Origin of the sequence: Legionella septentrionalis, assembly GCF_003989745.1 — a bacterium.
GTDB lineage: Bacteria > Pseudomonadota > Gammaproteobacteria > Legionellales > Legionellaceae > Legionella_A > Legionella_A septentrionalis.
On record NZ_RZGS01000002.1, the window covers coordinates 1 to 26,415 of the forward strand.

Sequence of the window (26,415 nt, forward strand, 5' to 3'; positions counted from 1 at the left end):
CGCCATTTAAAGTGGTACGCGAGCTGGGTTTAGAACGTCGTGAGACAGTTCGGTCCCTATCTGCCGTGGGCGTAGGAAAATTGAGAGGAGCTGCTCCTAGTACGAGAGGACCGGAGTGGACAAACCTCTGGTGTACCGGTTGTGACGCCAGTTGCATTGCCGGGTAGCTAAGTTTGGACGGGATAACCGCTGAAAGCATCTAAGCGGGAAGCCTCCCTCGAGATGAGTTTTCCCATGAAGCCCGTTGAAGACTACGACGTTGATAGGCGAGGTGTGGAAGCGCAGTAATGTGTGAAGCTAACTCGTACTAATTGGCTGATTGTCTTGACCATATAACCTGAGTAGGTTCAGGTTTAGAGCCTAATGCTTGTGCAACCTCAATCTTTACCAGCAGGTAATTGCCTGCTAACGTTTTTCCTGGCGACTATAGCCGTTTGGAACCACCTGATACCATCTCGAACTCAGAAGTGAAACAAACTCGCGCCGATGATAGTGTGGGGTCTCCCCATGTGAAAGTAGGTCATCGCCAGGGCTTTTTACCTGAAAGCGGCTTCAATAGCCGCTTTTTTTTCGCCTAAAATTTGCCTTATTGTCTATAACCGATCGTGCTGCCAATTGTTTATGAAAATTTGCAGCAATCGTAAGCGAATATCTTTGCTTAATACTTGTTAAGCAGGATATTTCTGAAACTTTTTCAGGACATTGCCTATATTTTTCGGAGAATTCTTATATTTTCATGAGGCAGGGTATACTATTAAAAAGGATGCTATTTATAAATTTCATGAAAAACAGGATTCTGTTTCTTTTCTTTGCCCTTTTTCTATTAAGTTGCGGGAACACGCCACCAATACCTTACAATGGTTACATTGAAGGCGAATTAATCTTTTTGGCTTCGCCATACTCCGGTATCTTGCAAAAGAAAGCAGTGGAACGAGGTCAACAAGTTAAAAAAGGGCAATTGTTGTTTGAACTTGATCCTAATCCTGAAATTTTGGCCATTGAGCAAAGCAAGGCCGACCTTAAGCAAGCACGTAAGATTTTACAGGATTTGCAAAATCCCTCCCGATTGCCTGAACTTGCCGCGTTACATGCGCAAATTGCGCAAGTCACCGAGCAAATTGAATTAGCCAAATTACGCGTGCAACGCTATCGCCAGTTAGTCGCCAAACAAGCAGCGTCAAAAGATGTTTTGGACGAGGCTGAAACGCGTTATAAAGAATTGCAGAATTTAAAAGCCCAGTATGAATCAAATCTTGAATTGGCCTTACAAGGTAGCCGCGAAGAACAAATCAACGCGCAAAAAGCACGTATAGAAGCTCTTGCAGCAAATTTACAACAAGCCACCTGGCGTCTGCAGCAAAAAAGTGTTGTTGCTCCAGGGGATGGAATTATCTTCGATACCTATTATCGTCAAGGAGAATTCGTCGCTAATCAAAAACCAATCGCCTCATTATTAACTCCGGATAATATAAGAATTGAATTCTTTGTACCTGCAAGAGCCTTAAGTTCGTTACACATAGGACAATCGGTAAATTTTACCTGTGATGGATGTGCAGATAGGAATGAAGCCGTGATTAACTATATTTCCCCAGAGGCAGAATACATACCTCCATTAGTTTACACTTACGAAAACCGTGACTATTTGGTCTTTCGCGTCAAAGCCGCCCTCAAAAATCCGCAACGTTTTAAACCGGGGCAACCCGTAACAATAACGGGAATTGCGAATGGTGCGTGAAGAAATCATCAATGTGGCAAACCTTAGAAAATCCTTTAACAACAAGGTTGTTGTAGATGATATTAATCTGCACGTAAAAAAAGGAGAAGTATTTGGTTTCTTAGGCCCTAATGGCAGTGGCAAGACAACTACGATCCGCATGCTTTGTGGTTTGTTAACACCGGATTCAGGAGAAGGTACTTGTTTGGGATACGATATCGTCAAAGAATCAGGCAAAATTAAAGAACATGTTGGTTATATGACCCAGCGCTTTAGTTTTTATACCGATCTTAGCATAGAGGAAAATTTAAATTTTATTGCCAATGTGTATTTGGTTGCGGATCGTAAGCGACGCATCGCTGAAATCATGGAGGATTTTGGTTTAACCACAAGGCGTAAACAATTGGCCGGTGAGTTATCGGGAGGGTGGAAGCAACGCATGGCATTGGCGGCATGCTTATTACATAAACCTGACTTATTGTTGCTTGATGAGCCGACGGCAGGTATTGATCCTATTGCTCGCCGTGATTTTTGGGACAGAATACACAGCTTGAGCGAGCAAGGCATTACCACACTGATGTCAACGCATTACATGGATGAAGCTGAACGTTGTACGCGGTTGGCTTATATCGCCAATTCCAAATTAATCATTACCGGTACTGTGGATGAAGTCATCAAAAGCACCCGCTTGCGCACCTGGGAGCTAAGAGGAGATATTACTACCAAGCTATTGCAGGAAGTGAAAAAAATTCAAGGTATCACACAAGCTGCTTTATTTGGCCGACAAATTCATGTCTGTGGTTTTGATGTAAAACTTATCGAGCATGGCTTGCAACAGCTAGCGCAAACTCAAGATATTTCCTGGGAAGAAATTGCTTCAACTTTGGAGGATGCATTCATTAGCCTGGTGCATCAAGCGCAAAGGCAAAATTAATATTGTTAATTATCTGGAGTTTAATTTATGCATGGACGAGGTAGCGAGGTGGGGGATCAAGTCCGATAATGTGTTAATATTTTTCTTCAAAAGAGCTCGTATCCGTAGTTTTGAGAAAAATTTCGGATAATTCTTCCAAGCTCGCTGTTAAGAAAGCACCCAAATGAGGCAGCAAGTCTACATCTTTTCCATTTAAGGCTTGTTTTAGCGCTTGTACAGCTTGCACTTTCTGCATCTTGCTGAATCCAAAATTTATAAAAAAGAATCTTGTTTTATATTCGGCCTCGATATTGCTGCGGCAAATTTTTTTCTTTCCTTTTGCAGAGGAGTATGGGTTATCGGCTATGAAAACGAATATTCGGCTTTATGGCGCAAGCGATGATCAAGGTAACGTTCTAAATCTTCCCAACTTTCTGTAGTCTCAGGGCCGTAAATATCACAGCAGCGACAGACGTTTATGCTGGCTTGCATAAGCATGAAGCCTTCTTTAAATTGCGAGGGAGTGTTTTCACCGCGATATAAGCAGTAGAATTATAATTTTGCGCTCCTGGGGTTCGAATCATTTTTTATTAGGTGCGCGGCCTAGAAATTGTACGTCGGTTAGATATTTTCTGCTAAATAGTTGCTCTTCGCGTATCGCATTGAACCGTAATTCCCTTAAGGCTAAATAAATAGCGTTAAATCAGGAAGCAAATTTAAAAGACGGGTGTGATCTTTGACGTAAATATTGTTTAAATGATGGTGAGGGTCTAATAATTCAGAGCTGGCCTTGAATTTTACTTATTGCGGTTGCTTAATCCGGTTTAATTTTCGCTTAAGAAAATGAACGAATGGTTGGACGTTCAGCAATCAGTTCTAATCATTATTGTTCGGCCAGCTTTAAGTTAGCCGCGTAATTTTTTATATCGAAATTTGCTTTGATAATGAGTTGCGAGATGATGATGGCATGTCATTCCTTAAATGTATGCGAATCTAGCAGCATGCGGATTGCTTACATAAAAAATTATGTGCTTAAATCCAAGACCTTGGCTGAGATGCATGAAAATCTAATGGCCAAAATGATTATATATTGTCATGATGGCCTAGAGAGATTAGCAAACAATTAAAAGTAGTGAGCAGTGGTGTTTTAAGAATGAATGACTGGAATTTTCAGATACCAATTTTAAGGAGAGTAAGTGAGATCATGGGCTAATTCCCGTTTGCTTGCGGTCATGCTGAAAGAGTTTATTCAAATGCGCCGCGATAAAGCCACTTTTGCCATGATTGTAGGAATCCCGTTAATTCAATTAATCTTATTTGGTTATGCCATCAACATGAATCCTCGCCATTTACCCACCGCCATTATTGGCGATGAACAAAGCATTTACAGCCGGCGGATTTTAAAAAGCATGGAGAATTCTACGTATTTTCGCTTTATCAAGCCCGCCATCTCTGCTGGCGAAGCAGATGAGTTATTAAAAAGAGGAAAAATACAATTTGTGTTAAATTTTCCAGTGGATTTTTCCCATGATTTGATTAAGGGTTTACAACCTGAATTATTGTTGGAAGCCGATGCGACTGATCCGGCGGCAACCAGCAGGGCGGTTGCCGTGTTTGCTGATTTGGCTTATTCATCACTAAAAGAAGAATTGCAAGGCGAGCTTTCCTCGTTAATTGCTACCATAAAACCTTATCAACCCATAGTGCATGCCCGCTATAATCCTTTGGCCATTACGGCATTCAATATTGTTCCGGGATTATTAGGCGTTGTTCTTACCATGACCATGGTAATCATTACTGCATTGGCTATTACGCGTGAATATGAACGCGGTACCATGGAAAATTTGCTGGCTACACCGCTAAAACCCATTGAAGTGATGATTGGCAAGATTGTGCCGTATATCATTGTAGGTTATATACAAGTTTTATTGATTTTACTCATGGCCAAATTTTTATTTGGCGTACCCATGCAGGGAAGTGTGTTATTGTTGCTCATCTTGTGCTTGCCATTTATTGCAGCGAACCTTGCCATGGGGCTTACTTTTTCCACGCTCGCCAGCAACCAACTGCAAGCAGTGCAAAGCGCCATGTTTTTCTTTTTGCCCTCGATTTTATTATCCGGCTTCATGTTTCCTTTCCGCGGTATGCCGGATTGGGCACAGTATGTTGGCAACGCATTGCCATTAACACATTTTTTAATCATTGTGCGCGGGATTTTATTGAAAGGCAATGGTTTCTGGGAGGTTTGGAAAGAAACTATCCCCATCATCGTATTTACAGCCGTGGTGATGTATGTCAGTATCAAACGCTACCGCCAGACGTTAGACTAAAGTAATCCCATCAACTGGTTTGACGTCTTCATTTTCCTTGGCATGGTCTTGTTCCTTCACGGCATTCATTTGCTCTTTATATTTTTTCTGTTCTTCGACAAGTGCTTGCATTTCATGAACTTGGGTGCTCCTGCTTCCCTCATCATGCAGTAAGCCTTTTTCCCTTCCTGCGAATCCAGCTTTGCAAGTAGCCCATCCTTTTTCTACCCAGCCCTTGGTAAGCCCAAAAGTCGGGAGCAAGAGTATGGTACCAACTAATGCTTTCATAAAGCCGCCCAGAGTCTGCAAAGCAGGGTACTTAACCGTCAAATCTTTAGCCAAAGTCAGATAGCTCGCCAGATTTTTTTCCTGTTGGATATTTATTCTTGCATCTTGAACATGGATTACTGAAGGTAGGAGGAGTTCTGCAGTACGCGTTACAGCCTCCAATAGCAGCCGTTTGCCGCTTACACCGGCAATGTGCTGTTGCTCAATGTTTTCGAGGATTTTTATTCCTTGCGCAATGCTTTTTAATTCAAGTTGGTTTTCTTTGGCAGGGATAAGGTTAGAATTTTGCAGGCTTGCCTCTCTTTGCCTTAATTCCTGCAGAACTTGCGCCGTGCGTAAATTGAGAAGGGCTTCCACACGACTGTGTGGACAATTTAAATCTCTCCATTCAATTAACCATGCTTTTTTAGGATCATCGCGAATTTGTTCGTAGTTTTGATTGATGTAAGCATCCACTGTGTTCCAGATTAGCTTACTATGATGATTCATGCCGCGGGCTTTAACCATAGCTGGGGCGGCGTGCAAAGCACATTCGAACTCTTTACGACTGAGTGGCTGCCCGCTCTCTATAGATTTCATCAGGTTATAATAGGCAGAAGATACGCCGCCGCGATCGATCGCGTCCTTACAGGAAAAATTAATGCTTACAGGATTAATTGTTTCAATGATAAAATTTGGTAACTCATATTTAGTGAAATGGAACCAAACCGCTTGTCGTTGTGCGCTCGATAATTCTTGTGCAGTTTCAGGATTTATCCCCATTTGTCTGAAACTTTTATCCAGTAATTCATTTAATTTATTTTTTTCAAGTTGTTGTGAATAAATACCTCCCTGATTGCTGAATAATAATGTTCTAATTTTAGGGCTGATATGAAAATCCCGCACCGTCTCTTGGGCTTTCCCATCTTCCAGGGGAATGTGTAAAAATTCCTCACGTACTTTTTGATAAGAATGGTGATCATTGGTTTTTTTAAAATCAGATTTTCACATTAATCCTTTATCAGCGGGCAAAGTAATCACTGCGATGTTTTCATGGTCAGTTTCTAAATCATGCAGGGCAGTGGTTAAAGCTTTTTCTTTATGCCCTTCAAAATCCAATTTCTTGGGTCTATCTTTCCCCAAGTTGTTAAAATAAATATGCGTGATCGATTTTTCCGAGGCTTGACGTTCCTGCACCTGCAGCCAATGCTCAAATAAAGGACTTACCCGCACTTCGCCATGGTGGCGTTGTGCTTGCGTGCCAAAGCGATATTCTGTCACCCCTTTCTTATTTTCAGGATTGATTGCGCCATCGTTATATTGATAGGTACGAACCGTAGCAATACTGGTGGTGTGCTGCGGTTTAAAATTTGCAGAAATCATCGCTGTAAAACGGCCGTAGGCAGAGCCTGCCTCAGCCGGTGTTTGCGCTTCTTTATTTATTCGCTGGCTCTTGCTGTCCAGCAGTGATTGAGAAACCTTATGTTCAATGGCATTGGCTACAGGGCGGTGGTTAGCGGGAATTTCGCGGATGGCTTCATAAGTGTTAGGCAGGATGTTATTGTCGTTGTGATAAATGGCAAAGAAAAAATTATCCCACTCTCTTTCAATTTCGATATTATCGCTATCTTTAATCCAAGGGAGAAATTCATCCTCTACAACGCGAAAAAAACGTGAATAAAGGTCTGCATAAGCGGTTTCTGGATGGTAGGCTGGCTCGATTTTTGCAAGTTCTGCAAATAAAGAAGTTACATTTTCCGGTAAATTTTGCACTGCCTGAGAAGGAATAGCTTCCTTTATTTTTAGCAAGTAAGCATGGCAATTTTTATTATGCAGCTTTTCGCTGCTCATGGCTTCTTTTACTTCAACTTCAGGTGTAGACATCATAATCCAAGTGAGTTTTTATAATACAAGTATAGCTTAAAGAAATATTGACTTGCGAAGGCAGGCTCTTTACCATAGCAGCAAATTCACCAGGGGTGCTCTTTGCAATTCGAGAGCTGAGAAAAACCCTCACAACCTGCACTGGATAATGCCTGCGGAGGGAGTGTGATGATTGCCACATTTAAGTTATGTTTAGTAACCAATTTTCATGGTTACAGCGAAGAATCCTATTTAAAATTAATTTGCGAAGCGGTAGCAGGCGGAGTCAGCATGGTTCAGCTTCGCGATAAATCCAGCCGTCAGCATGAGACTTACCATTGGGGAATGGCCATTAAACGCGCGTTGCAGCCATTTTCCGTACCTCTTATCGTAAATGATTCCATTGATTTGGCGATTGCCATAGGGGCAGATGGAGTGCATCTAGGACAAGCAGATGCCTCCCCTGTTATAGCCCGCGAGCGCTTGGGTGTTGAGAAAATAATTGGGCTATCCATTGAAACATTCGCACAACTTGAATACGCCAATACGCTTGATTGCATTGATTATGTTGCGGCGAGCGCGGTATTCCCCAGCGCGACTAAGCCAGATTGTAAAACGACTTGGGGCTTAGAAGGACTTCGTTTCATTGTAGACAACTCCAAACATCCGGTAATTGCCATTGGCGGAATTGGGCTTGGTAATGCACAAGACGTTATAAAACAAGGTGTGGCTGGCATTGCCGTGGTGAGTGCACTTCACCAGCCAGACAGTTATCAAGCTGCTGCTGATTTATTGGAGACGATTAATGACCAGTGATGAAAATTGTTTGATTAGCCAAGTTCAAAATAAAAATCCGCTCATCTTAAATATTACTAATTATGTTTCCATGGAATTTGTAGCCAATGGATTATTGTGCATGGGTGCATCGCCTGTCATGAGTCATAGCCTGGAGGATGCAAGCGCGCTAGCCCATTTCGTTGCGGCAGTCGTGATTAATATTGGTACCTTAGATGCTGATTTCATGGAGTTGGCCGACAGCATATGCCAGGCTGCAACTCAAAAAAACATTCCCCTGGTTTTAGATCCGGTAGGTGCCGGGGCAACCGCTGCCCGAACCACAGCATGTTGGCAATTACTTGATTCTTATCCTTTTGCCGTAATTCGAGGTAATGCCAGTGAAATTAAAGCACTGGCAGGACGTCAAGGATTGACAAAAGGGGTAGATAGTACTGAAGATAGCCGCACGGCATTGGTAGCAGCACAACAGTTGGCCCGACAAAAAAATTTGGTGGTTGTGGCTAGCGGTGCAACCGATCTCATCGTTCATCCCGGCGCGCAGCAATTAATAGAAGGTGGCTCAGCTTTAATGCCTTTGGTCACCGGCAGCGGCTGCCTTTTTACTGCTGTTGTCGCTGCTTTTTGCGCAGTGCATAGCGATTATTTTGCCGCTGCTGTCGCTGCTGCTCGATTTTATGGCCGTTGTGGTGAGCTCGCCGCAAGAACGGCACCAGGGCCAGGCAGTTTTAAAATGCAGTTTTTAGATCACTTATATCAAGTGGCTCAAGGGGAAGCATCATGAGACACCCGCCTTGTGTATTGACCGTAGCAGGAACCGATCCTTCCGGAGGCGCAGGCATCCAGGCAGATATCAAGGCGATATCAGCAACAGGCAGTTATGCGGCTTCTGTCATTACGGCTTTGGTAGCGCAAAATACGCAGGGAGTGCAGGCTATTCAGGAAGTTCCCACCGCTTTCATCGCTCAACAATTGGATGCTGTATTTCAAGATTTGCACATCAAAGCCGTTAAAATTGGTATGCTGCACGATCACGAGGTTATGCATGTAGTTGCACAGAGTTTACAAACCCATCATCCTGAGTATGTTATTCTGGATCCGGTCATGGTCGCAAAAAATGGCTGCGCATTGCTAAAGGAAGAGGCCGTTTCTTATCTGAAAGAGCAATTGATTCCTGCAGCAACCCTGATTACACCCAATATAAGCGAAGCCGAAAAAATTTTGGACATGTGCATAGAATCGTCTGCTGACATGATACATGCTGCACGCAGTATCGCAGAAGAATATCAAGTTAATGTGCTGTTAAAGGGCGGCCATCTTAATGCCCCCGAGGCTTCTGATGTTTTGTGGGTGACAGCAGACAATACGTCTCATTGGTTTCACGCGCCGCGTATCCATACGAAAAATACCCATGGAACTGGGTGCAGTTTATCTGCAGCAATTGCTTCGTTTCTGGCGCAGGGGAAAGATTTGCTTACCGCGGTGCAACTGGCTAAAAAATATCTTTTCCATGCGATTGTTGCTGGAAGCAACCAGCAAATCGGGAAAGGGCATGGGCCCGTTGATCATTTTTATTTTTTGGATGAAACTCTTATCCTTTAGAGTGGCTGCATGTAAGCGGAAATTTTATTCGGACAAATTACACTTATGTTAACTAATAAAATTGTGTTCATCACTGGCGCATCCAGTGGCATTGGAGCTGCCTGTGCTAAAAAATTTGCAGAAGAGGGCGCCAAATTGTTATTGGGCGCCCGGCGGCTTAATAAGTTACAGGAATTGGCGGAAACCTTACAGCAGGAATATGATGCCGATGTGCACATTGTGAAGCTTGATGTTTGCCGTCAGCAGGAAGTACAGCAAGTGCTATCCCAACTTCCCAAAGCTTGGCAAGAGATTGATATTTTGGTGAATAATGCCGGTCTTGCGCTGGGCTTGGAATCTTTCTCTGAAGGCACAATAGAAGATTGGGAGCGCATGATAGATACCAACATCAAAGGTTTATTATATGTAACGCGAGCAGTGTTACCTGGCATGGTGAAACGTGATGCAGGACATATCATCAACATCGGTTCAATTGCCGGTCATTATGTGTATCCAAATGGCGCAGTATATTGTGCCACTAAACACGCAGTCAAAGCCTTGACGGAAGGCATTAGAATGGATGTTTTTGGCACGAAAGTGCGTGTCAGTACGGTCGACCCAGGGGCTGTGGAAACCAATTTCAGCGTCGTGCGTTTCAAAGGTGATAAAGCCCGGGCTGCTGCGGTTTACCAGGGAATGACTCCTTTATGTGGTGATGACGTTGCTGATGCAGTCTGGTATTGTGCGTCGCGTCCGGCGCATGTAAACATCAGTGAAGTCATTATTATGCCTACGGATCAATATTCGGCTACCTTGCTTGCCCGCCGCAAAGAAAGCCAGAATTAACGGTGCAGGAAGTTGCTGACCATGTCTTCCACGCGTGCATCCAATAAAACGCCGATGTGATCTACATTTGGCAACAAGGCTAACGATGCAAAAGAGTATTGCTTGCAAAAGATAATGGATTCACGGGGTGTGATTACTTCATCTTTTTCCCCATGGATGCAAAGAAAAGGCGTATGGGCATGTTTTGTGTAGTTGCGAAAATCCAGACTTTTGGGATCAAGGTTTGTTTTGTCTCGAAAAGCCTTACGTAATAATAAGAATCCTTTTCCTGTTAATTTAAATTGCCGTGCTAAACGGATGATAGGAGTGCGCATTCTAGTGGGCGAGGCCAGCATCACCACACGTTCAGGTTCTTTATTTATCTTCCAGTTAGGATATTGCCGGCCTAAATTTAACGTATTAAGGATCACAGAGCCGCCGAAGGAATGCCCGATAACCCCGTAAAAAGGGCCCAGTTCATTCAAGGTGCGCTGCAGTGTGGTAATGGCATCAGTCCACAGTAATTGCAATCCTTTTGCTTCTCCATGCGCTGGAAAATCAAGCGCATATACGTCAAAGCCTTGTTGATGCAGGGCGCGAATTAAACGCGCCATATAGGCAGCGCGAGACATCCAACCATGAGTAATCAAAATTTTTCTTGCCCCAGGTCTTGGGGCAGCAAAATGATGAACAACATGATGGCGTGGGTGATCGCAGTGCAGCGATTCAGTGCGCTCTTTTTGCAAATATTCGCAAGCACGCCTGGCAAATTCCCGATATTCCTTTTCCAAAGGAAATAAGACTGGGGTAATGAATAATTGATAACAGATGTGCGAGTATAAAAAATCCCGAAAACTTTTCAATGAGTCTGTAATCATCTACTGGCCCGTCCCTGTTAAGCTTTGCTCGTGTTTCTTTCCAGTACGGCTTGAGTTTCTGATACCCGTAAACAAAAACAGGTATTTTTATTATCATAATAGTAGAAAATTCGAGTTAGTAGGAATATTGTTAAACACGTTTATGGGCATGTTCAATTTTGACTTTTGCCCATATCGATTTAGACTTACGCCATACTGAAATATAAAGGATTTATAAATGAAAACAGCCGATTACATTTATCGTCATGATCATGAAGAGCTTCGTGGTTTTGTGGCCAATGCTGCACAGGAAGGCGACACAGTGCCTGCTGTGCTGATTGTGCACGATTGGTCAGGCCGCAATGAATTTGCCTGCCGTAAAGCAGAAGAATTGGCAAAATTAGGGTATATAGGGTTTGCTGTTGATGTATTCGGGCAAGCGCGTATCGGAAAAACCACAGAAGAAAAAATGGCTTTGATGCAGCCTTTTGTGGAGGATCGTGCCTTGCTGCGTGAGAGATTGCTCGCAGCATTTAATGCGGTAAAAGAGATGCCGGGAGTTGCGACGCAACGGATTGCTGTGATTGGATTTTGTTTTGGTGGATTGTGTGCGCTTGATTTGGCGCGCAGCGGCGCTGATATAGCAGGGGCGGTGAGTTTTCACGGGTTGTTGCACAAGCCTGAGAATCTCTCTGCTAACGTAATCAAGGCAAAAATTCTAGCCTTGCACGGCTATGACGATCCCATGGTACCTCCCGCACAAGTGGATGAGTTTTGCCAGGAAATGACGGCAGCAAACGTTGACTGGCAAGTATACATGTACGGCCATACCAAGCATGCTTTTATGAACCCACAAGCTCAGGATGAAAAATTAGGTACTATTTATAATCCGCAAACGGAACATCGGGCGTGGCTGGCAATGCAAAATTTTCTGCAAGAAATATTCAAACGTTAAACTTATGGCTCAAGCAAACCATAATGCATTGGCTGCAGAACTCGGCTCTCTTTTGCTGCGTCGAAAGATTCGCTGTGCTGTGGCCGAATCATGCACCGGTGGCGGCTTATCTTCTGTCATCACCGAAATCCCCGGCAGTTCGCAGTGGTTTGAGCGCGGATTCGTCACCTATAGCAATCAGGCTAAAGAAGATATGCTGCGCGTACCTCACCGCCTCATTGCCTCTTATGGCGCGGTGAGCGAGCAAACTGCCCGGGCAATGGCAGAGGGGGCGATCGCAGCAAGTAGGGCAGAAGTAAGTGTTGCCATTACTGGAGTTGCGGGTCCTGGTGGCGGCAGTGAGCAAAAGCCTGTGGGTACAGTTTGGATTGCCTGGGCGGGCGACTGGCAAGACACGTATTCCCAATGTTATCAATTTAAGGGAAATCGCACCGAAATACGCAACCAAGCAATAGTCATTGCTTTACAAGGATTGCTGAAGCGTTGTGCTGTCTTAAGCCACCCTAAAACATCAGAACGTTATTTTTTTGCTTTATGGCCTGATGAAAAAACGGCGCAGGCTTTATATGAGCAAGCCCGAGCGCTTATAGAGAGAGATAAAAGCAAGCCGACTTCCTTGCAAAATCTGCATTTGACTTTAGTTTATTTAGGACAAGTCCCCCCTGAATTTTTACGGCAAGCGATGGATTTGCCAGCAAAAATACATCTTAAACCATTTGCAATGAACATTTGTAAGGCAGATAGCTGGGAACGAGCCCAGATAGCATGGCTTGGAGTTGAGCAAGTGCCTGCGGGATTATGCGAATTGGTGGAAACTTTAAATCATCGCTTGCTTGGCCTTGGGTTTAAACCGGAGTGTAGGCCTTTTGTGCCGCACGTGACTATTGCCAGAAAACTTATGATAAAAAAAGCGGCACTTATTCCTGCTCTGACTTGGTTTGTCAGGGATTTTTGTTTGGTAAAATCTTCTGGAAGAGAAGGCCAGTCTAAATATGAGATTGTGCAGCGGTGGCAATTATAGTGTGTAATCTTCTTATCCAGGGGTTATCCATGGGCAATTTTCCGCCAGTAAAATGTTGCACCATTAAGTTCTTACTCCGTCGCTGCAAACATCGTTAACATACACCAGCATAGAATTTTTTTGTCTTTCCCTTGTGTATGCTTTTTAAACCGCTGCAAGCCAAAGAGCAAACAATGGGGGTTTTAAGGCAGAAAATTAATTTAGCAGCCTGACAGCGCGTTGCCTGGGATGAGGGAGCCGGAGCTGTCTAGTAAAGATTCCATATCTTTACACGAATGATTTTGTCATCATCGGCACCTGCCCAGCCTCTTCCGTCTGTATTGGCAGTCATTAAGTATAAAAAACCGTCTTTCCCGCATACCGCATTGCGCAAGCGCCCGTATTTCCTGTGAAAGTGCATGTTTAATTTGCCTATTTTTATTTTTTGCGGGTCAAGCGGCACTTGATACAGAGCTTGTCCTCTTAATCCTGTAAAAAATAAATTGCCCATAGCGTAACAAAGGCCTGAAGGCGCCCATGTTTCTTTTCCGCCTGAGGTAAGTACAGGAGGTTGTATCCCTTTTGCCTGCTGGTAACCTTGGTTTTGCGGCCATCCGTAATTTTTGCCTGCTAAAATTAAATTCAGTTCATCATAATGGCTTTGTCCATGCTCTGTAGCCCATAGCTGCCCCTGTTCATCCCAAGCCAATCCCTGTGGGTTGCGATGACCAAAAGAATAAACCGCTGTATTAAAAGGATTGTTTGGAGCTGGCATGCCATCTTTAGTTATCCGCAAAATTTTCCCGGCAAGAGATGTACGTTGTTGAGCTGATTCAGGATCTTGCGCATCACCGGTGGACACATATAAATAACCATCAGGCCCAAATTTAATGCGTCCTCCATTGTGAAATCGTGCGGCAGGGATATCCGCCAAAATAATCGTCTTATCGACAAGTTCTCCTTTTTCTGGGTAGACGTAACGCACGACTTGATTGACTGGCTTTCCGTTTTTTTTGGTGGTGAAGTATAAATATAAATGGTGATTTTGCGGGAAATCCGGATCAAGAGCCATTCCTAGGAGCCCGCCTTCGCCTACTGGATAAACGTCGGGTACCACAAGCGTTTTTTCAACCTTGCCTAACTGTCTTAATTTGCCATTGCGTTCGGTCACCAAGAAGTCATGATTAGGTAGAAAAACCATTTCCCAAGGTGCATTTAAATTCACAGCCACTAATTCTTCAGCGTAATTTATATGATTTTTACCGGCTTGCGCTTTTGGAGCCGTTGGCAGGAAAAATAACGGAATTATGTGGTTTCTTCCTATAAAAGCGAATAAACCCAAAAAAATCAGGGTGACAACCATAATAAAAATGAGTTTGACTTTCTGTAAGCGCATGCGAATCCATTTAAGTAAATCGGTTAGAAACTAAAACTACTATAATTAAATATACCCAATAAAAATACGAATGGGTCAAGCAAGTGTATTGTTTTAGTCAATACAAGGTATTGAAGGAGAAGAAATATGGAAATTAAAGAGGTCATGACTGAAAGTCCTACCTATTGTAGCCCCGATTCTACGTTAAGTGAAATTGCCAAAATCATGAAATCATTAGATACCGGAATTATACCGATTGGTAATGGGGAAAAATTATTAGGTACGATTACGGATCGAGACATAGCCTTATGCCTTGCTGAGGGAGGGGATGCGGATAGCAAAGCTTCAGAAGCCATGCATAAAGGAGTTTATTATTGCTATGAAGACGATTCGATTGAAAGTGCCGCCAAAAACATGGGTGAGTTGCAAGTGCGCCGCTTAATTGTTCTTGATAATCGCGAAAATAAAAAAATGGTAGGTATCCTTTCCTTGGGGGATATAGCCCGGGTAACGCACGATAAAAAGACATGCGGTGAAGTGGTAAATAAAGTGTGTGAAGAAAGAGCACAGTCACCCCACTAGGCAGCATGATAGCGCCCCAATTGCGGGCGCTACTTATTATTCGATATTACCGTGAATCCATAAGCTCCTTATTTTTTTAATTATTCTTGTGCTAAGATGGTCTTTTTCATTTAAAGGAAATGCCATCATGTCAGATAAATTCAGCAATGTGACCAAAGATATCAGCACGCAATTGGCAAAAATGCGCAAGGAATTGCCGGAAGTAATGGCAGGTTTCTCTGCCCTGTCCCAGGCTGCCACCAAGGATGGAGTATTGAGCAAAAAAACCAAAGAGCTCATTGCCATGGCATTGGCTGTTGCCAATCATTGCCCCGGGTGTATTGGTTTTCATTCACAAGCTTTAGTGAAATATGGCGCTACGCGTGAAGAATTGCTGGAAACTTTGGGTATGGCCGTTTATATGGGCGGTGGCCCTTCTTTGATGTATGCCGCAGAAGCCTTACAAGCTTTTGAAGAATTTTCTCAATAAATCAAGTAAAGCATGTAAGTGCCTTATTCGGAGGCACTTACATGCATCATTTCTTTGGGCGTGGCAATGGGCGTAGGGTTTTGGGTTGGCGAACAAGGATATTGCTTGCGTACCCCAAGTAGCGCTACTTGGGAGACGGTCATTCTATCTTTATCGCTTTGCTGGCTTGAAATTTCGCGGTAAGTTTGCTGAATCAATTCATTTAGCATGGTTGGATTAAGTTGCATGCCGGCGGGCAGACAAAATAGAGGCGAACCGCTCGCTTTGGCGGTGTCATTAGCTAAAAGCAGGGTTTCGGCAATGCTTTCACTGGTTAAAAGAAGAACGTTTCTTGCTGATCTCGCCCAGGCTTGCGCCTGTGGATCTGCTTTCATTTCCATTTGCGGTATGTTGTTAGCAATATTCATATAATGATCAATTGTATCGGCACAGACAGAGGCAGACATCAATAACATCATATAAAACACTCGCCGCATTTTCATATCCTCATTTGCCATCGGTAAAACACAATCAAACTACTACATCGCGCTGCTGAATGAAATCCCTTATAAAGAGTGAGGTGTAATCCAGCCAAAAACAAAAGCCAAAAACAGTAAAATAAATAAACTAAGTGATAAACCAATGCGCCAGGTTAATGCTTTGACGGTGCGTTTTGTTTTACCTTCGTCACGCACAAGAAAGACAAGTCCGCTTCCCAATGCGATTAGAATAATTAACATGACAATAAGGATGATCGCCTTCACCAACATTTGCTATACTCCCGGACTTCTTACAGCGAGCTGTATGTATCAAAATGGTAAGTCTAACTGGTTTTAAGCAGCGTTTCATCTCAAATTGGCTAATAGTCGCCTTGGCAATCAGTGCAGTCGCACTTTGTACCCGCTTGGGGTTTTGGCAACTTAAGCGTGCCCATGAAAAAACAGCGCTTATTAATCAAGAAAAAAAATTTTCCGCGTCTGTACCCAGATCCTGGCATCCGGCGCAGGAGTTACCTCTGGCTTATGAGCCGGTGAATGTTGTCGGTAAGTATTTACCGGCTGTTTTACTGCTGGATAACCAACATCATCAACACCGGTTTGGCTATCATGTGTTATCGCCCTTTGTGCTGAATAATAAACACATCGTGTTAATTGATCGGGGCTGGGTGGCCGGCGATCTAACCCGTAAAAACTTGCCCGAAGTTGTAACGCCAAAAGAAGAAATTAAATTAAGCGGGCAAGTCTATTACCCATCTGCGAAAAAAATAGTTTTAGGTGAATTAATAGAAAAAAAACAAGAAGGGTTGGCCATTATTGAGGCAATCGATGCGCAAGCAATCAGTCAATTTTTGCAAAAATCAGTCTATCCGTTTATTATTCGTCTTGATAAACATGCAGCACATGGTTATGTGCGTGAATGGATTGTCGTTTCCATGCCGCCTGAACGCCATTATGCCTATGCTGTGCAGTGGTTTGGCTTGGCATTAGCCCTTTTTTTCTTATTTGTAGTGCGTAATATCAGAACAATGGTTTTTCCATAATCTGTAAGCATAAACATCCAGGATATGTTGAAACGATATGAAAAAGTTTCGTAGTAATTATTTTATTCTCTTATTTTTAGCGCTTGTATTTCTCGCTCCAGGAATATTTGCTTATTTTTTTTATACTCATCCCGATTGGCTGGGGGGAAAGAAGATCAATAGAGGAAAATTGTTAAATCCGCCGCAGTTGCTGGCGCATGAAAATAAAAACGCCAAATGGCGATTAATTTTGTGGAGCCCGGGCACTTGTGAAACAGCATGCATGCAGCAACTGGACAAACTGGCAAGAAGTCGCTTGGCATTAGGCCGGCGTTTATATGAAGTAGAAACCTGGTTATGGCTGGGAGCAAGCGCGCCTGAGATCAGTTTGGCACAAAATCAAATTTTGCAGGATGAAGAAATTTATAAACGTAGGTTAAAGGCAGATGACAAGGTCAATTTACCGCCTGCTTCCTTGATTTATCTACAAAATCCAGCAGGGTATTTGGTCATGTCTTATGAAACGTCCGCCAAACCTGCTGATATTTTCCATGATGTAAAACGTTTGTTGAATATGAAAGAGTGATAGCTGATGAGTGTTAAATTTTTAAGGCGTATCACCACTTTGGCTTTAATATTAGCCTTATTTGTGGTGATGTTGGGTGCATTTACACGTCTTACCGATGCAGGATTAGGTTGTCCTGACTGGCCAGGTTGTTACGGGCATTTGGTATTACCTACGGCACAAAATAAGTTAACGCATATGCAAACGCAATATCCTGGAGCTTTCATTGAAACACAAAAAGCTTGGACGGAAATGATCCATCGCTATGCTGCCGGCTCATTAGGTTTGCTAACGCTTTGCATTTTTTTAGGAGTCCATCGTTACCACCGGTTTTTACGCAGTGAAAATCCAGTTTTTTCGCAAAATGCAATACAAGTATCCAAAAAATTGCCACTTATCTTGCTGGGATTGCTCCTATTCCAAGCGCTTTTGGGAATGTGGACCGTCACCTTGAAATTATTACCCATTGTAGTCATGGCGCATCTTTTAGGTGGTATGCTGATTTTTGCAACTCTTTGTTATTTCCGCTGGCAATTGAGCGATTTTACGCCTAAATATTTGCCGCGGTGGCGTTTTTGGATAGCCTTGGGCGCGCTGCTTGTATTCATGCAAATTGCTTTGGGTGGATGGGTGAGTTCCAATTATGCCGGCGTAGCTTGTGTGGGTTTTCCGCAATGTAACGGGGAGTGGGTGCCTGATTTATATTTTTCCCAAGGGTTTAATTTGTTTTCTCCGGTAGGCGCTAATTATCAAGGTGGTTTATTGGACAACCATGTGCGGGTAACTATCCAATTCATTCACCGAGTCGGAGCTTACGTTACGGCGTCTTATGTCATTATTTTAGCATTATGCTTGCTTAAGAAAACTCAATACAGCCACCTGCGTGCCGTAGCTTTAGCAGCGCTCCTGTTAGTCCTGGGGCAATTCTTACTCGGTGTATTCAATGTGATTTATTTATTGCCATTAAAGGTGGCTGTTGCACATAATGGCCTGGCAGCATTGCTGTTTGCTGCCATGTGCAGCTTGCTTTATTTATCGAGAGGGAATGCAATCCATGCAGCTAATTAATGAACAATTCGTAAGTAGCACATGGCGGGATTACCTGGAGTTATGCAAGCCTCGTGTCGTGGCTTTGATGTTGCTTACCGTGGTGGTAGGGATGTACTTAGCCACACCAGGCTGGGTGCCTGTCGCTACATTAACTAGTGCACTATTGGGTATAGGTTTATGCGCAGGCAGTGCAGCTGCCATTAACCATTTGGTGGATAAACGCATTGATGCCATGATGGCACGCACCAAAAAAAGGCCTATTGCTCACGGGAGAATCTCGGTAAAAGAGGCATTTTTATTTGCATGCGTGTTAGGTGTGGGCGGGCTTGTCATTCTAATTTTATTCGTCAATAGGTTAACGGCCGTATTAACGTTTGTTTCTTTGATTGGTTATGCCGGGGTTTATACTGGGTATCTTAAGCGCGCTACTCCACAAAATATTGTTATAGGCGGTTTAGCTGGCGCAGCGCCGCCTTTACTAGGTTGGACTGCGGTAACCAATCAGCTCGACCCGCAAGCATTATTACTGGTTCTCATTATTTTTACCTGGACCCCGCCGCATTTCTGGGCGTTGGCTATTTACCGTTTTGAAGATTATCGTCATGCCGAAATTCCAATGCTGCCAGTTACCCACGGTATTGACTACACCAAATTGAATGTGCTGCTTTATACTATTCTGCTCGTGGCAGTTAGTATATTGCCATTTGCGGTAAAAATGAGCGGGTTGGTTTATTTAGCCGGAGCATTGGCTCTGGGCGCACGATTTTTATATTGGGGAATCGTTTTATATCGCAGCAAGCAAGCAGTGATTGCAATGCGTACCTTCCGTTTCTCTATCATCTATCTGATGTTGTTATTTTTGTTTTTATTAATTGATCATTATTTGTGAGGAAGTAAGATGTCTGCTCGAAAAAACCGGATTGTAATGACGGTAATTAGTTTGATTGCTGTAGCCGCATTAATTGCTGGGTTGTTTGTTTCCCAGCACATGCATGCTAAAAAGCATGTGGATATGAGTGAGTTTCATGGGACTTTATTAGAAAATCCCCGTGAAATCGGCGATTTTTCTTTGTCTGGTATTGATGAGAAAACATTTGGCAAGGATAGTTTGCAAGGGCAATGGACTATGGTGTTCTTTGGTTTTACCAATTGCGGTTATCTTTGCCCCACCACCATGGCGCAACTTAGCAAAATGTATCGTATCTTGGAAGAGAAAGGCGCAAAAATCATGCCTAAAGTAGTCATGATCACCATCGATCCACAACGCGACAGCTTGAAAAAATTGGCGCAATACGTGAAAGGGTTTAACCCGCACTTTTATGGAGCGAGGGGAGACGAGGATACCATCAAGCGCATGACGAAAGAATTAGGTGTTGCTTATGCCAAGATTGCCTTAAAGGATGAAAATCCTGATGATTATGATATGGAACATACGGGAACGGTTATGCTTTTCGACCGGCAAGGGCATTTGCAAGCTTTTTTCACCACCCCTCACCAAGCCGAACTGTTGGCGCAAGATTATCTGTTGCTTGTTTCATAAGCAAATCAACGACTGCCTTTGCGAAACTCCAAAGGCGAAGGCAGTTAACTGGTTTAAAATTTTTTAAAAACGAGTGTAAAAAAAATACACTTTCCTGCGAGTTTAGAGGATAATTACATAGTTATTTTAATTTAGATACCAAGCGAGTACAGTGAAGGTGTTCTAAACTTTTCTTATCAGCTCTTTCATTTGTGTTGGCCTCAAGCCAAATTCTTTGTGGATTTAAAATAAAAATGAAGAAGGAAATATAGATATATGAAAATCGCGATTCTTGCGACTAATGGTGAGTTGTATTCTCATAAACGCTTAAAAATGGCCGGTGAAGAAGCGGGTCATGAAATCAAAATCATTAATCCTTTATATTGTTATATGAATGTGGCGGCTTCTAAGCCCCAGGTTCATTACCGTGGTGGAGAGCCTTTACCACATTTCGATGCGGTGATCCCACGGATTGGCGCATCAAATACATTTTATGGAACCGCCGTTTTGCGTCACATGGAAACCATGGGAATGTATACCCTTAATGAGTCCATTGCCATCTCGCGTTCTCGTGATAAGTTCAGGGCATTGCAATTGTTAGCACGCAAGGGCATACCCATGCCTTTAACAAGTTTTGCCCAATCGCCGGGAGATACCGAAGATTTAATTCGCATGGTGGGCGGAGCGCCATTGGTGATTAAGTTGCTGGAAGGTACCCAGGGTAAGGGCGTTATTTTAGCGGATACGCATCAATCCGCAGTCAGCATCATCAATGCGTTTAAAGAAATGCACGTCAATATTTTAGTGCAGGAATTCATTAAAGAATCGCGAGGAACCGATATTCGCTGTTTGGTGATTGGCGATAAAATAGTGGCTGCCATAAAGCGGCAGGCCAAAGAGGGAGAATTTCGTGCCAATGTGCATCAGGGGGGCAAAGCTCATGAAGTAAAATTGTCTCCGCAAGAACGTACTATAGCGGTTGCAGCCGCTAAAACCATGGGCTTAAAAGTGGCAGGCGTGGATATATTACGTTCAAATCACGGACCTTTGGTTCTCGAAATCAATTCATCACCTGGTCTGGAGGCAATTGAAAAAACCACCCAGATTAATATTGCCGGGGAAATCATCAGTTATATCGAAAAACACGCCAAACCGATTGGGGTGAATAAACGTTTTCAAGGTTAAGCGCGCGGTTCACGGATGAACCATAAGATGCAGCAAGGCCATCAATTATGTCGTTTATCACTTTTGCCGAGTAGCCATTCCGGATTGACTTCCAATTCTTCGGCAATGAGTTGCAATAGTGGGGTACCAGAATGGATATTGCCATTTAGAATCGCTTCCGCCTTGCCGCGTGGTATATTGATTAGTTTGGCAAATACTTCCACGCGTTCATCCGCACGTTGTGGGACGCCAATTTCATCTAATTCTTTATTCAGGCGTTCTGAGAATTGTTTATTGCTCATAATCTACCTCCACCAGGTAAGAGTCAAATTGGCGTCCCGACCTATGAAGACTATCGCTCACATTAAAAAAAACATTATTAAAAAGTAATAATTTCTGTTATTCAATGGATATAGCATAAAAATATACTTTTGCAATTTTTATGATAAAAGATCATTTTTATTTCAAATTGGTCAAATTAAGTAGTTCTTGCACCCAAACATCATCGTCGTTCACACAAGGGATTAAGGTAAATTTTTCACCGCCCAATTTTTGCCAGTCTTCGCGCGCGCGCATGCCAATTTCTTCCAGGGTTTCCAGACAGTCAGAGACAAAAGAGGGGCAAGCCACTGCAAGACGTTTTATGCCGCGTCTGGCGAGCTCGGTTAGCATATGGTCGGTATAAGGTTTAATCCACGGGGTTTTTCCCAGGCGGGATTGAAATGACATGCCGAATTGATGCTGCCTGAGTTGCAACTCTAACGCCAGTAGCGTCGAAGTTTTTATGCATTGCGCGCGGTAACAGCTAGGATGGCCAGGTGATTTTTTATTGCAGCCAGTTTGGCAGTGGGTTTTACACGCGTTTTTTAAAAGGTGATTTTCCGGCAGACCGTGATAACTCAGTAAAATATAATCATGATCGTTGAGATAAGGTTTTATTTTGGCTGCCTGTGCCTGGATAAAACCGGGGAATTGGTGGAAGTCCCGGATTATATTTAAAAAAGGTATCGTAGAGCGGATGCTGAGTTGGCGCATTACTTCTTCGAGGGTTGAGCCGGTCGCAGCAGATGAATATTGGGGATATAAAGGCAAGACTGTAATGTGGTCACAAGAATGTAATTCCTGCAGTGCTTTTGCTATGGAGGGTTCTCCATAGCGCATGGCTAGCACCACTTTGCAGTTTGTCCCAAGTTCTGCTTGTAATTTATCAGCCAATTTTTTGCCATGATAAAGCAATGGCGAACCATGCTCTGTCCAAATGGCTTTATAGGCGCGTGCAGTTTGTTTGGGCCTAAAGGGCAGGATAATCCCGTATAAAAGCAGGTAGCGCAGGGGTGCTGGTAAAGCAATCACCCGTTTATCGGCTAAAAATTGACGCAGGTAACGTCTCACAGCCGGGACGTCCGGGCTGGCAGGCGTACCTAAGTTGAGTAATAATAAACCGTGTTGCATTTGGCAATGATGTTCCGGAATTAAAAAACTGGCGACACAGCAATTGCTTGCTGTGTCATTGAGACATAGTTTACCCGAAGTGAGATTGTTTGTACTAATTATTCTAAGACTGCTTCGTGCAGGGCTGCTACATTGGTGGCATGTAAACCGCGTTCCCCACGCTCAAGATCGAAACTCACTGCCTGACCTGCAATTAAGGTTTTGTAACCTGTGCCTTGAATTGCTGAGAAGTGAACAAAAATATCGTCGCCGCCTCCTTCAGGAACAATAAAGCCCCATCCTTTGGCATTGTTGAACCATTTGACTTCGCCTGTAGCCATAATTCCTCCTTTTGCTAAGCTTATCAATCGTCGGCCAGTTACTCCATGAAGCTTCCGGCTGGCAATTGCATTTGTCCTTAAATGACAATTGTTAATATAGCCCATTTTAATTGGGTTAATCCAACATAACCTAAAATTAACTCATTTCTCAATACTTTTTTCTAAAATACCCTTGATTTTATGAAAAAAAGCTTGGTTTTGTTATTTTAAACAGCGGGATACAAATTACATCGGTTCAGTAAATTAGCCAAAACCATACTAATATAATTTTTATAAATGCTCCCTTAAAGGATTATTGTGAGTGTACACATACAGCAAAAGCTTGTTGCCATTCTTGATGAAGCTGCCCATCCCTTAACTGAAGATAAATGCGATTATTTATTAAATAAAATTGGCGATGCCCGCTTTGTGCTTATAGGCGAAGCAACACATGGAACTCATGAGTTTTACCAAATACGGAGTCAAATTACCAAACAATTGCTCGAGAAAAAAGGTTTTATGGCTGTGGCTATAGAAGGCGACTGGCCGGATGCTTATTGCATCCACCGTTTCATCCAGCAAAAAGATAATTCCGACATCAATGATGCATTGGCAGGATTTAAACGTTTCCCTACCTGGATGTGGCGAAATACGGCAATGCCTCCTTTCTTAAATTGGTTGCATACATTTAACAAACAGCAAGCAATTTTGCGCATGCCAAAGATAGGGTTTTACGGGTTGGATTTATATAGCCTGCATTCATCTATGCAGGCGGTTATTCAATATTTATATAAGGTAGATGCAAAAGCAGCGCATCGTGCCGAGCAGCGATATGCCTGTTTTAACCACATTCATATTGATCCACAAGCTTATGGTTATCTCGCTTATGCCGGAATTAAAAAAAATTGTATCAAAGAAGCCGTGGAACAATTATTGGAGCTACAGCACCGGGCTTTTGATTATCTTTGCAAAGACAACTCCGATATGGAAGAAAATTATTTTTTTGCCACCCAGAATGCACGATTGGTAAAAAACGCAGAAACTTATTATCGCTCCATGTTTGCAGAACATACATCTTCCTGGAATATCCGCGATCGGCATATGGCAGAAATGGTTAATGTATTGACTGATCATTTAGAAACCCGGTTCAACAGGCCGGCTAAGATGATTATCTGGGCACATAATTCGCATATTGGCGATGCTAGAGCTACTGAAATGGGCGAAGACGGGGAAGTAAACATCGGCCAATTAGTCCGTGAGCAATATCATCCGCATACCTATTTAATTGGGTTTTCCACTTATGAGGGATTTGTAACCGCTGCTTCCAATTGGGACGCGCCCGCGGAATATAAAAAAGTGATCCCAGCTCTCAAGGGCAGCTATGAAGACTTGTTTCATGCCCTGCAATATAAAAATTTTATTTTAGATTTAACAAATCGAGAATTGGAGCATTTTTTAAAAATTCCCCGCTTGCAGCGTGCAATAGGCGTTGTATATCGTCCTGAAACAGAACGTGCGAGCCATTATTATTTTACCCGTTTACCGTACCAATTCGATTGTATGATTCATTTGGATAAAACAAATGCTGTGCAACCGCTTGATGATAGCGAGGAGTGGGAGCGGGGCAGGCAGCATTAATTTTGAGGATACAAAGATGGAGGATCATTTCCAAATTGGAACTTCCGGGTGGAGTTTCAACAGTTGGAAAGGGCAATTTTATCCCAAAGATTTAAAAGCGAAAGAGTGGTTGCCTTTTTACGCACAATATTTTACCAGCGTTGAATTGAATAACAGTTTCTACCAATTGCCCAAACTAAATTCTGTGAAGACATGGTGTGAATCCACCCCTCAAGATTTTATTTTTTCCTTAAAGGCTCACCGCTACATCACGCATATGAAGCGTTTAAATGATAGTAAAGAAAGTCTTGATAAGATGCTGGAAATTTTTGCCGCATTTGATGCAAAATTAGGACCGATTTTATTTCAATTTCCTCCAAGTTTTTCCCTGGATTTATCCCGCCTCCAGGATTTTCTGAAGCATTTGTCACGAGAATACCGCTATACTTTTGAGTTTAGAAATAAAAGTTGGTTTTGCGCTGCAGTCTATGCACTCTTGGAAAAACAGCACATTTCATTATGTTTTTATGATTATAAAAACTACCAGGCGCCAGAAATTCTCACCAGCGATCTGGTGTACATTCGCCTGCATGGTCCACAGCAGCAACCCTATCACGGCTCTTACAGCAGAACAATGCTCACTGACTATGCAGAAAAATTAATAAGCTGGCGCAAACAAAACAGGCATATATTTTGCTACTTCGATAATGATGAAAAGGCTTGTGCGCCTAAGAATGCACTTTATCTTAAAGAGCAATTAACCCGTAAACAGCAAGATTTGCTATACCTAAAGAATATGGATAATGGAGTCAGCCATGAACAATAAAGGTAAGGATGAGAAAGAGCACCCTGAAATTGAAGAGCTTAAACATATTTGCGATATAGTGCAAAAGGATAAGACCATCAACCCTGAACAAACGCAGGCTGTGCAACCTGGCATGCAAAGTGAGATGCGCCCGCTGCCTATTTCAATGTATAAAGATTATCACCCAGCTGATAAACTCAAGGGCAAAGTCGTGCTCATCACAGGGGGTGATAGCGGGATTGGTCGCGCCGTGGCTTATCATGCTATTGCAGAAGGGGCAAAAGTTGCATTTGTGTATTTAAATGAAACTGCGGACGCTGACGAAACCATAAACCAAATTCAAACGATGCGCGGTGAAGCGATCGGCATTCAAAAAGATTTAACGGAGCGAGCGGCTTGTAAAGAAGTGATACAGGAATGTTTGCAGCGCTTCGGACAAATCAATGTTTTAATTAATAACATAGCCGTGCAGTATCCAACTAAGAAAATTGAAAAAATATCCCCGCAAACTTTACGCAAGGTTTTTTACACGAATGTATTTTCCTATTTTTTCATGATCCAGGAAGCCCTTTCGCACCTGAAAGAGGGTGATGTAATCATAAACACCACTTCGGTTACAGCCTTTCGTGGCAGTGAGCATTTGGTTGATTATTCTGCAACCAAAGGTGCCATTGTGTCATTGACGCGTTCGTTAGCCACCTTATTGGTGGAAAAGGGGATACGGGTGAATGGTGTGGCGCCTGGTCCTGTATGGACTCCTTTGATTCCCGCGAGCTTTTCGGCGCAAGAAGTGGCTGAATTTGGCTCACAGTCACCGATGAATAAACCCGCGCAGCCTGCTGATATTGCTCCTTGTTATATTTTTCTTGCATGCAAAGACAGCACTTTTATTACTGGGCAAATCTTACATCCAAACGGCGGAGAAATTATTCCATAATCTT

The 26,415-nt window shown here is 43.0% G+C and carries 30 protein-coding genes, 2 rRNA genes and 1 riboswitch; of the genes, 22 read left to right on the forward strand and 10 right to left on the reverse strand.

Going from position 1 to position 26,415, the window contains the following annotated elements:
- From ELY11_RS01070 to ELY11_RS01085, 4 genes are all read left to right on the forward strand, one after another.
- Nucleotides 1-332 (forward strand): 23S ribosomal RNA (locus ELY11_RS01070); the annotation flags it as partial.
- Between the two features lie 84 nt (nt 333-416).
- Nucleotides 417-532: ribosomal RNA gene (gene rrf, locus ELY11_RS01075) — 5S ribosomal RNA — on the forward strand.
- Between the two features lie 249 nt (nt 533-781).
- Nucleotides 782-1,735, forward strand: a complete 954-nt coding sequence (locus tag ELY11_RS01080; RefSeq protein ID WP_158615158.1) for an HlyD family secretion protein — start codon at nt 782-784, stop codon at nt 1,733-1,735.
- Nucleotides 1,725-2,648, forward strand: coding sequence for an ABC transporter ATP-binding protein (locus ELY11_RS01085; RefSeq protein WP_126953954.1), 924 nt, complete (start codon nt 1,725-1,727; stop codon nt 2,646-2,648). The genes ELY11_RS01080 and ELY11_RS01085 overlap by 11 nt, the downstream gene beginning before the upstream one ends.
- Nucleotides 2,649-2,721: 73 nt before the next feature.
- Here ELY11_RS01085 and ELY11_RS12340 read toward each other — a convergent pair whose 3' ends face one another.
- On the reverse strand, nt 2,722-2,883 hold the full coding sequence (locus tag ELY11_RS12340) for a hypothetical protein (protein ID WP_158614977.1): 162 nt from the start codon (nt 2,881-2,883) through the stop codon (nt 2,722-2,724).
- Between the two features lie 940 nt (nt 2,884-3,823).
- Between ELY11_RS12340 and ELY11_RS01090 the strand changes: the two genes are divergently transcribed.
- On the forward strand, nt 3,824-4,957 hold the full coding sequence (locus ELY11_RS01090) for an ABC transporter permease (RefSeq protein ID WP_233579557.1): 1,134 nt from the start codon (nt 3,824-3,826) through the stop codon (nt 4,955-4,957).
- Here the strand turns inward: ELY11_RS01090 and ELY11_RS01095 are convergent.
- Together ELY11_RS01095 and ELY11_RS01100 are read right to left on the reverse strand one after the other, a co-directional pair.
- Nucleotides 4,949-6,109: a hypothetical protein gene (locus ELY11_RS01095; protein WP_127032341.1), complete on the reverse strand. Its 1,161-nt coding sequence runs from the start codon at nt 6,107-6,109 to the stop codon at nt 4,949-4,951. The two genes, ELY11_RS01090 and ELY11_RS01095, sit on opposite strands and share 9 nt — an antisense overlap.
- A 99-nt stretch (nt 6,110-6,208) precedes the next feature.
- Nucleotides 6,209-7,087: a hypothetical protein gene (locus ELY11_RS01100; RefSeq protein ID WP_127032342.1), complete on the reverse strand. Its 879-nt coding sequence runs from the start codon at nt 7,085-7,087 to the stop codon at nt 6,209-6,211.
- 81 nt (nt 7,088-7,168) lie between these two features.
- Nucleotides 7,169-7,268: riboswitch (TPP riboswitch) on the forward strand.
- Here ELY11_RS01100 and thiE point away from each other — a divergent pair.
- From thiE to ELY11_RS01120, 4 genes are all read left to right on the forward strand, one after another.
- Complete coding sequence (thiE, locus tag ELY11_RS01105; protein ID WP_127032343.1) at nt 7,256-7,882, forward strand: thiamine phosphate synthase; 627 nt, start codon at nt 7,256-7,258, stop codon at nt 7,880-7,882. (Overlaps the previous riboswitch by 13 nt.)
- Entirely contained in the window at nt 7,872-8,645 is a 774-nt protein-coding gene (gene thiM, locus ELY11_RS01110) for a hydroxyethylthiazole kinase (RefSeq protein ID WP_127032344.1), read from the forward strand. Before thiE ends, thiM begins: the two co-directional genes overlap by 11 nt.
- A complete protein-coding gene (gene thiD / locus ELY11_RS01115) occupies nt 8,642-9,463 on the forward strand; it encodes a bifunctional hydroxymethylpyrimidine kinase/phosphomethylpyrimidine kinase (RefSeq protein ID WP_126953958.1) in 822 nt (273 codons plus the stop codon). Before thiM ends, thiD begins: the two co-directional genes overlap by 4 nt.
- Nucleotides 9,464-9,508: 45 nt before the next feature.
- Nucleotides 9,509-10,288 carry an SDR family oxidoreductase gene (locus ELY11_RS01120; RefSeq protein ID WP_126953959.1) on the forward strand — a complete coding sequence of 260 codons (780 nt, stop codon included), beginning with the start codon at nt 9,509-9,511 and terminating at the stop codon, nt 10,286-10,288.
- Here the strand turns inward: ELY11_RS01120 and ELY11_RS01125 are convergent.
- Nucleotides 10,285-11,145, reverse strand: a complete 861-nt coding sequence (locus ELY11_RS01125) for an alpha/beta hydrolase (RefSeq protein ID WP_126953960.1) — start codon at nt 11,143-11,145, stop codon at nt 10,285-10,287. The two genes, ELY11_RS01120 and ELY11_RS01125, sit on opposite strands and share 4 nt — an antisense overlap.
- Before the next feature lie 217 nt (nt 11,146-11,362).
- Between ELY11_RS01125 and ELY11_RS01130 the strand changes: the two genes are divergently transcribed.
- Both ELY11_RS01130 and thpR read left to right on the forward strand, forming a co-directional pair.
- Nucleotides 11,363-12,079: a dienelactone hydrolase family protein gene (locus ELY11_RS01130; protein ID WP_126953961.1), complete on the forward strand. Its 717-nt coding sequence runs from the start codon at nt 11,363-11,365 to the stop codon at nt 12,077-12,079.
- Nucleotides 12,080-12,083: 4 nt separating this feature from the next.
- Nucleotides 12,084-13,100, forward strand: a complete 1,017-nt coding sequence (gene thpR / locus ELY11_RS12345; protein ID WP_127111383.1) for an RNA 2',3'-cyclic phosphodiesterase — start codon at nt 12,084-12,086, stop codon at nt 13,098-13,100.
- A 247-nt stretch (nt 13,101-13,347) separates the two neighbouring features.
- Here thpR and ELY11_RS01140 read toward each other — a convergent pair whose 3' ends face one another.
- Nucleotides 13,348-14,475: a PQQ-dependent sugar dehydrogenase gene (locus ELY11_RS01140; protein ID WP_127032345.1), complete on the reverse strand. Its 1,128-nt coding sequence runs from the start codon at nt 14,473-14,475 to the stop codon at nt 13,348-13,350.
- Between the two features lie 126 nt (nt 14,476-14,601).
- Between ELY11_RS01140 and ELY11_RS01145 the strand changes: the two genes are divergently transcribed.
- Both ELY11_RS01145 and ELY11_RS01150 read left to right on the forward strand, forming a co-directional pair.
- Nucleotides 14,602-15,036, forward strand: coding sequence for a CBS domain-containing protein (locus tag ELY11_RS01145; protein WP_126953963.1), 435 nt, complete (start codon nt 14,602-14,604; stop codon nt 15,034-15,036).
- 127 nt (nt 15,037-15,163) lie between these two features.
- Entirely contained in the window at nt 15,164-15,505 is a 342-nt protein-coding gene (locus ELY11_RS01150; RefSeq protein ID WP_126953964.1) for a carboxymuconolactone decarboxylase family protein, read from the forward strand.
- A gap of 23 nt (nt 15,506-15,528) precedes the next feature.
- On the opposite strand, the gene ELY11_RS01155 is transcribed toward ELY11_RS01150, so the two are convergent.
- Nucleotides 15,529-15,981 carry a phosphatase gene (locus ELY11_RS01155; RefSeq protein ID WP_126953965.1) on the reverse strand — a complete coding sequence of 151 codons (453 nt, stop codon included), beginning with the start codon at nt 15,979-15,981 and terminating at the stop codon, nt 15,529-15,531.
- Between the two features lie 69 nt (nt 15,982-16,050).
- Nucleotides 16,051-16,254 carry a twin transmembrane helix small protein gene (locus ELY11_RS01160; protein WP_126953966.1) on the reverse strand — a complete coding sequence of 68 codons (204 nt, stop codon included), beginning with the start codon at nt 16,252-16,254 and terminating at the stop codon, nt 16,051-16,053.
- Between the two features lie 44 nt (nt 16,255-16,298).
- Here ELY11_RS01160 and ELY11_RS01165 point away from each other — a divergent pair, with 44 nt between their 5' ends.
- The 6 genes from ELY11_RS01165 (at nt 16,299) to rimK (ending at nt 21,322) form a co-directional block, all read left to right on the forward strand.
- The gene (locus tag ELY11_RS01165) at nt 16,299-17,024 is read left to right on the forward strand and encodes an SURF1 family protein (protein ID WP_126953967.1); all 726 of its coding nucleotides are present in this window, start codon (nt 16,299-16,301) and stop codon (nt 17,022-17,024) included.
- A gap of 37 nt (nt 17,025-17,061) precedes the next feature.
- Nucleotides 17,062-17,589 carry a hypothetical protein gene (locus ELY11_RS01170; protein ID WP_127032346.1) on the forward strand — a complete coding sequence of 176 codons (528 nt, stop codon included), beginning with the start codon at nt 17,062-17,064 and terminating at the stop codon, nt 17,587-17,589.
- A gap of 6 nt (nt 17,590-17,595) precedes the next feature.
- Nucleotides 17,596-18,636 (forward strand): COX15/CtaA family protein, encoded by a 1,041-nt coding sequence (locus ELY11_RS01175; protein WP_127032347.1) that lies wholly within the window; start codon nt 17,596-17,598, stop codon nt 18,634-18,636.
- Complete coding sequence (gene cyoE, locus ELY11_RS01180; RefSeq protein ID WP_127032348.1) at nt 18,623-19,507, forward strand: heme o synthase; 885 nt, start codon at nt 18,623-18,625, stop codon at nt 19,505-19,507. The genes ELY11_RS01175 and cyoE overlap by 14 nt, the downstream gene beginning before the upstream one ends.
- Nucleotides 19,508-19,516: 9 nt before the next feature.
- Entirely contained in the window at nt 19,517-20,158 is a 642-nt protein-coding gene (locus ELY11_RS01185) for an SCO family protein (RefSeq protein ID WP_127032349.1), read from the forward strand.
- Nucleotides 20,159-20,413: 255 nt separating this feature from the next.
- Nucleotides 20,414-21,322: a 30S ribosomal protein S6--L-glutamate ligase gene (rimK, locus tag ELY11_RS01190; protein WP_126953972.1), complete on the forward strand. Its 909-nt coding sequence runs from the start codon at nt 20,414-20,416 to the stop codon at nt 21,320-21,322.
- Between the two features lie 41 nt (nt 21,323-21,363).
- Here rimK and ELY11_RS01195 read toward each other — a convergent pair whose 3' ends face one another.
- The 3 genes from ELY11_RS01195 to ELY11_RS01205 form a co-directional block, all read right to left on the reverse strand.
- Nucleotides 21,364-21,603 (reverse strand): hypothetical protein, encoded by a 240-nt coding sequence (locus ELY11_RS01195; RefSeq protein WP_126953973.1) that lies wholly within the window; start codon nt 21,601-21,603, stop codon nt 21,364-21,366.
- Nucleotides 21,604-21,760: 157 nt separating this feature from the next.
- Complete coding sequence (gene hemH / locus ELY11_RS01200) at nt 21,761-22,753, reverse strand: ferrochelatase (protein ID WP_127032350.1); 993 nt, start codon at nt 22,751-22,753, stop codon at nt 21,761-21,763.
- A gap of 98 nt (nt 22,754-22,851) precedes the next feature.
- Nucleotides 22,852-23,073, reverse strand: a complete 222-nt coding sequence (locus ELY11_RS01205) for a cold-shock protein (RefSeq protein WP_126953975.1) — start codon at nt 23,071-23,073, stop codon at nt 22,852-22,854.
- A 297-nt stretch (nt 23,074-23,370) separates the two neighbouring features.
- Here ELY11_RS01205 and ELY11_RS01210 point away from each other — a divergent pair, with 297 nt between their 5' ends.
- From ELY11_RS01210 to ELY11_RS01220, 3 genes are read left to right on the forward strand one after another with little or no spacing between them, the layout of a single operon-like run.
- A complete protein-coding gene (locus tag ELY11_RS01210) occupies nt 23,371-24,690 on the forward strand; it encodes an erythromycin esterase family protein (RefSeq protein ID WP_127032351.1) in 1,320 nt (439 codons plus the stop codon).
- Nucleotides 24,691-24,706: 16 nt separating this feature from the next.
- Nucleotides 24,707-25,495: a DUF72 domain-containing protein gene (locus ELY11_RS01215; protein WP_199737592.1), complete on the forward strand. Its 789-nt coding sequence runs from the start codon at nt 24,707-24,709 to the stop codon at nt 25,493-25,495.
- Nucleotides 25,485-26,411 (forward strand): SDR family oxidoreductase, encoded by a 927-nt coding sequence (locus tag ELY11_RS01220; RefSeq protein WP_199737594.1) that lies wholly within the window; start codon nt 25,485-25,487, stop codon nt 26,409-26,411. The genes ELY11_RS01215 and ELY11_RS01220 overlap by 11 nt, the downstream gene beginning before the upstream one ends.
- Nucleotides 26,412-26,415 lie beyond the last annotated feature (4 nt).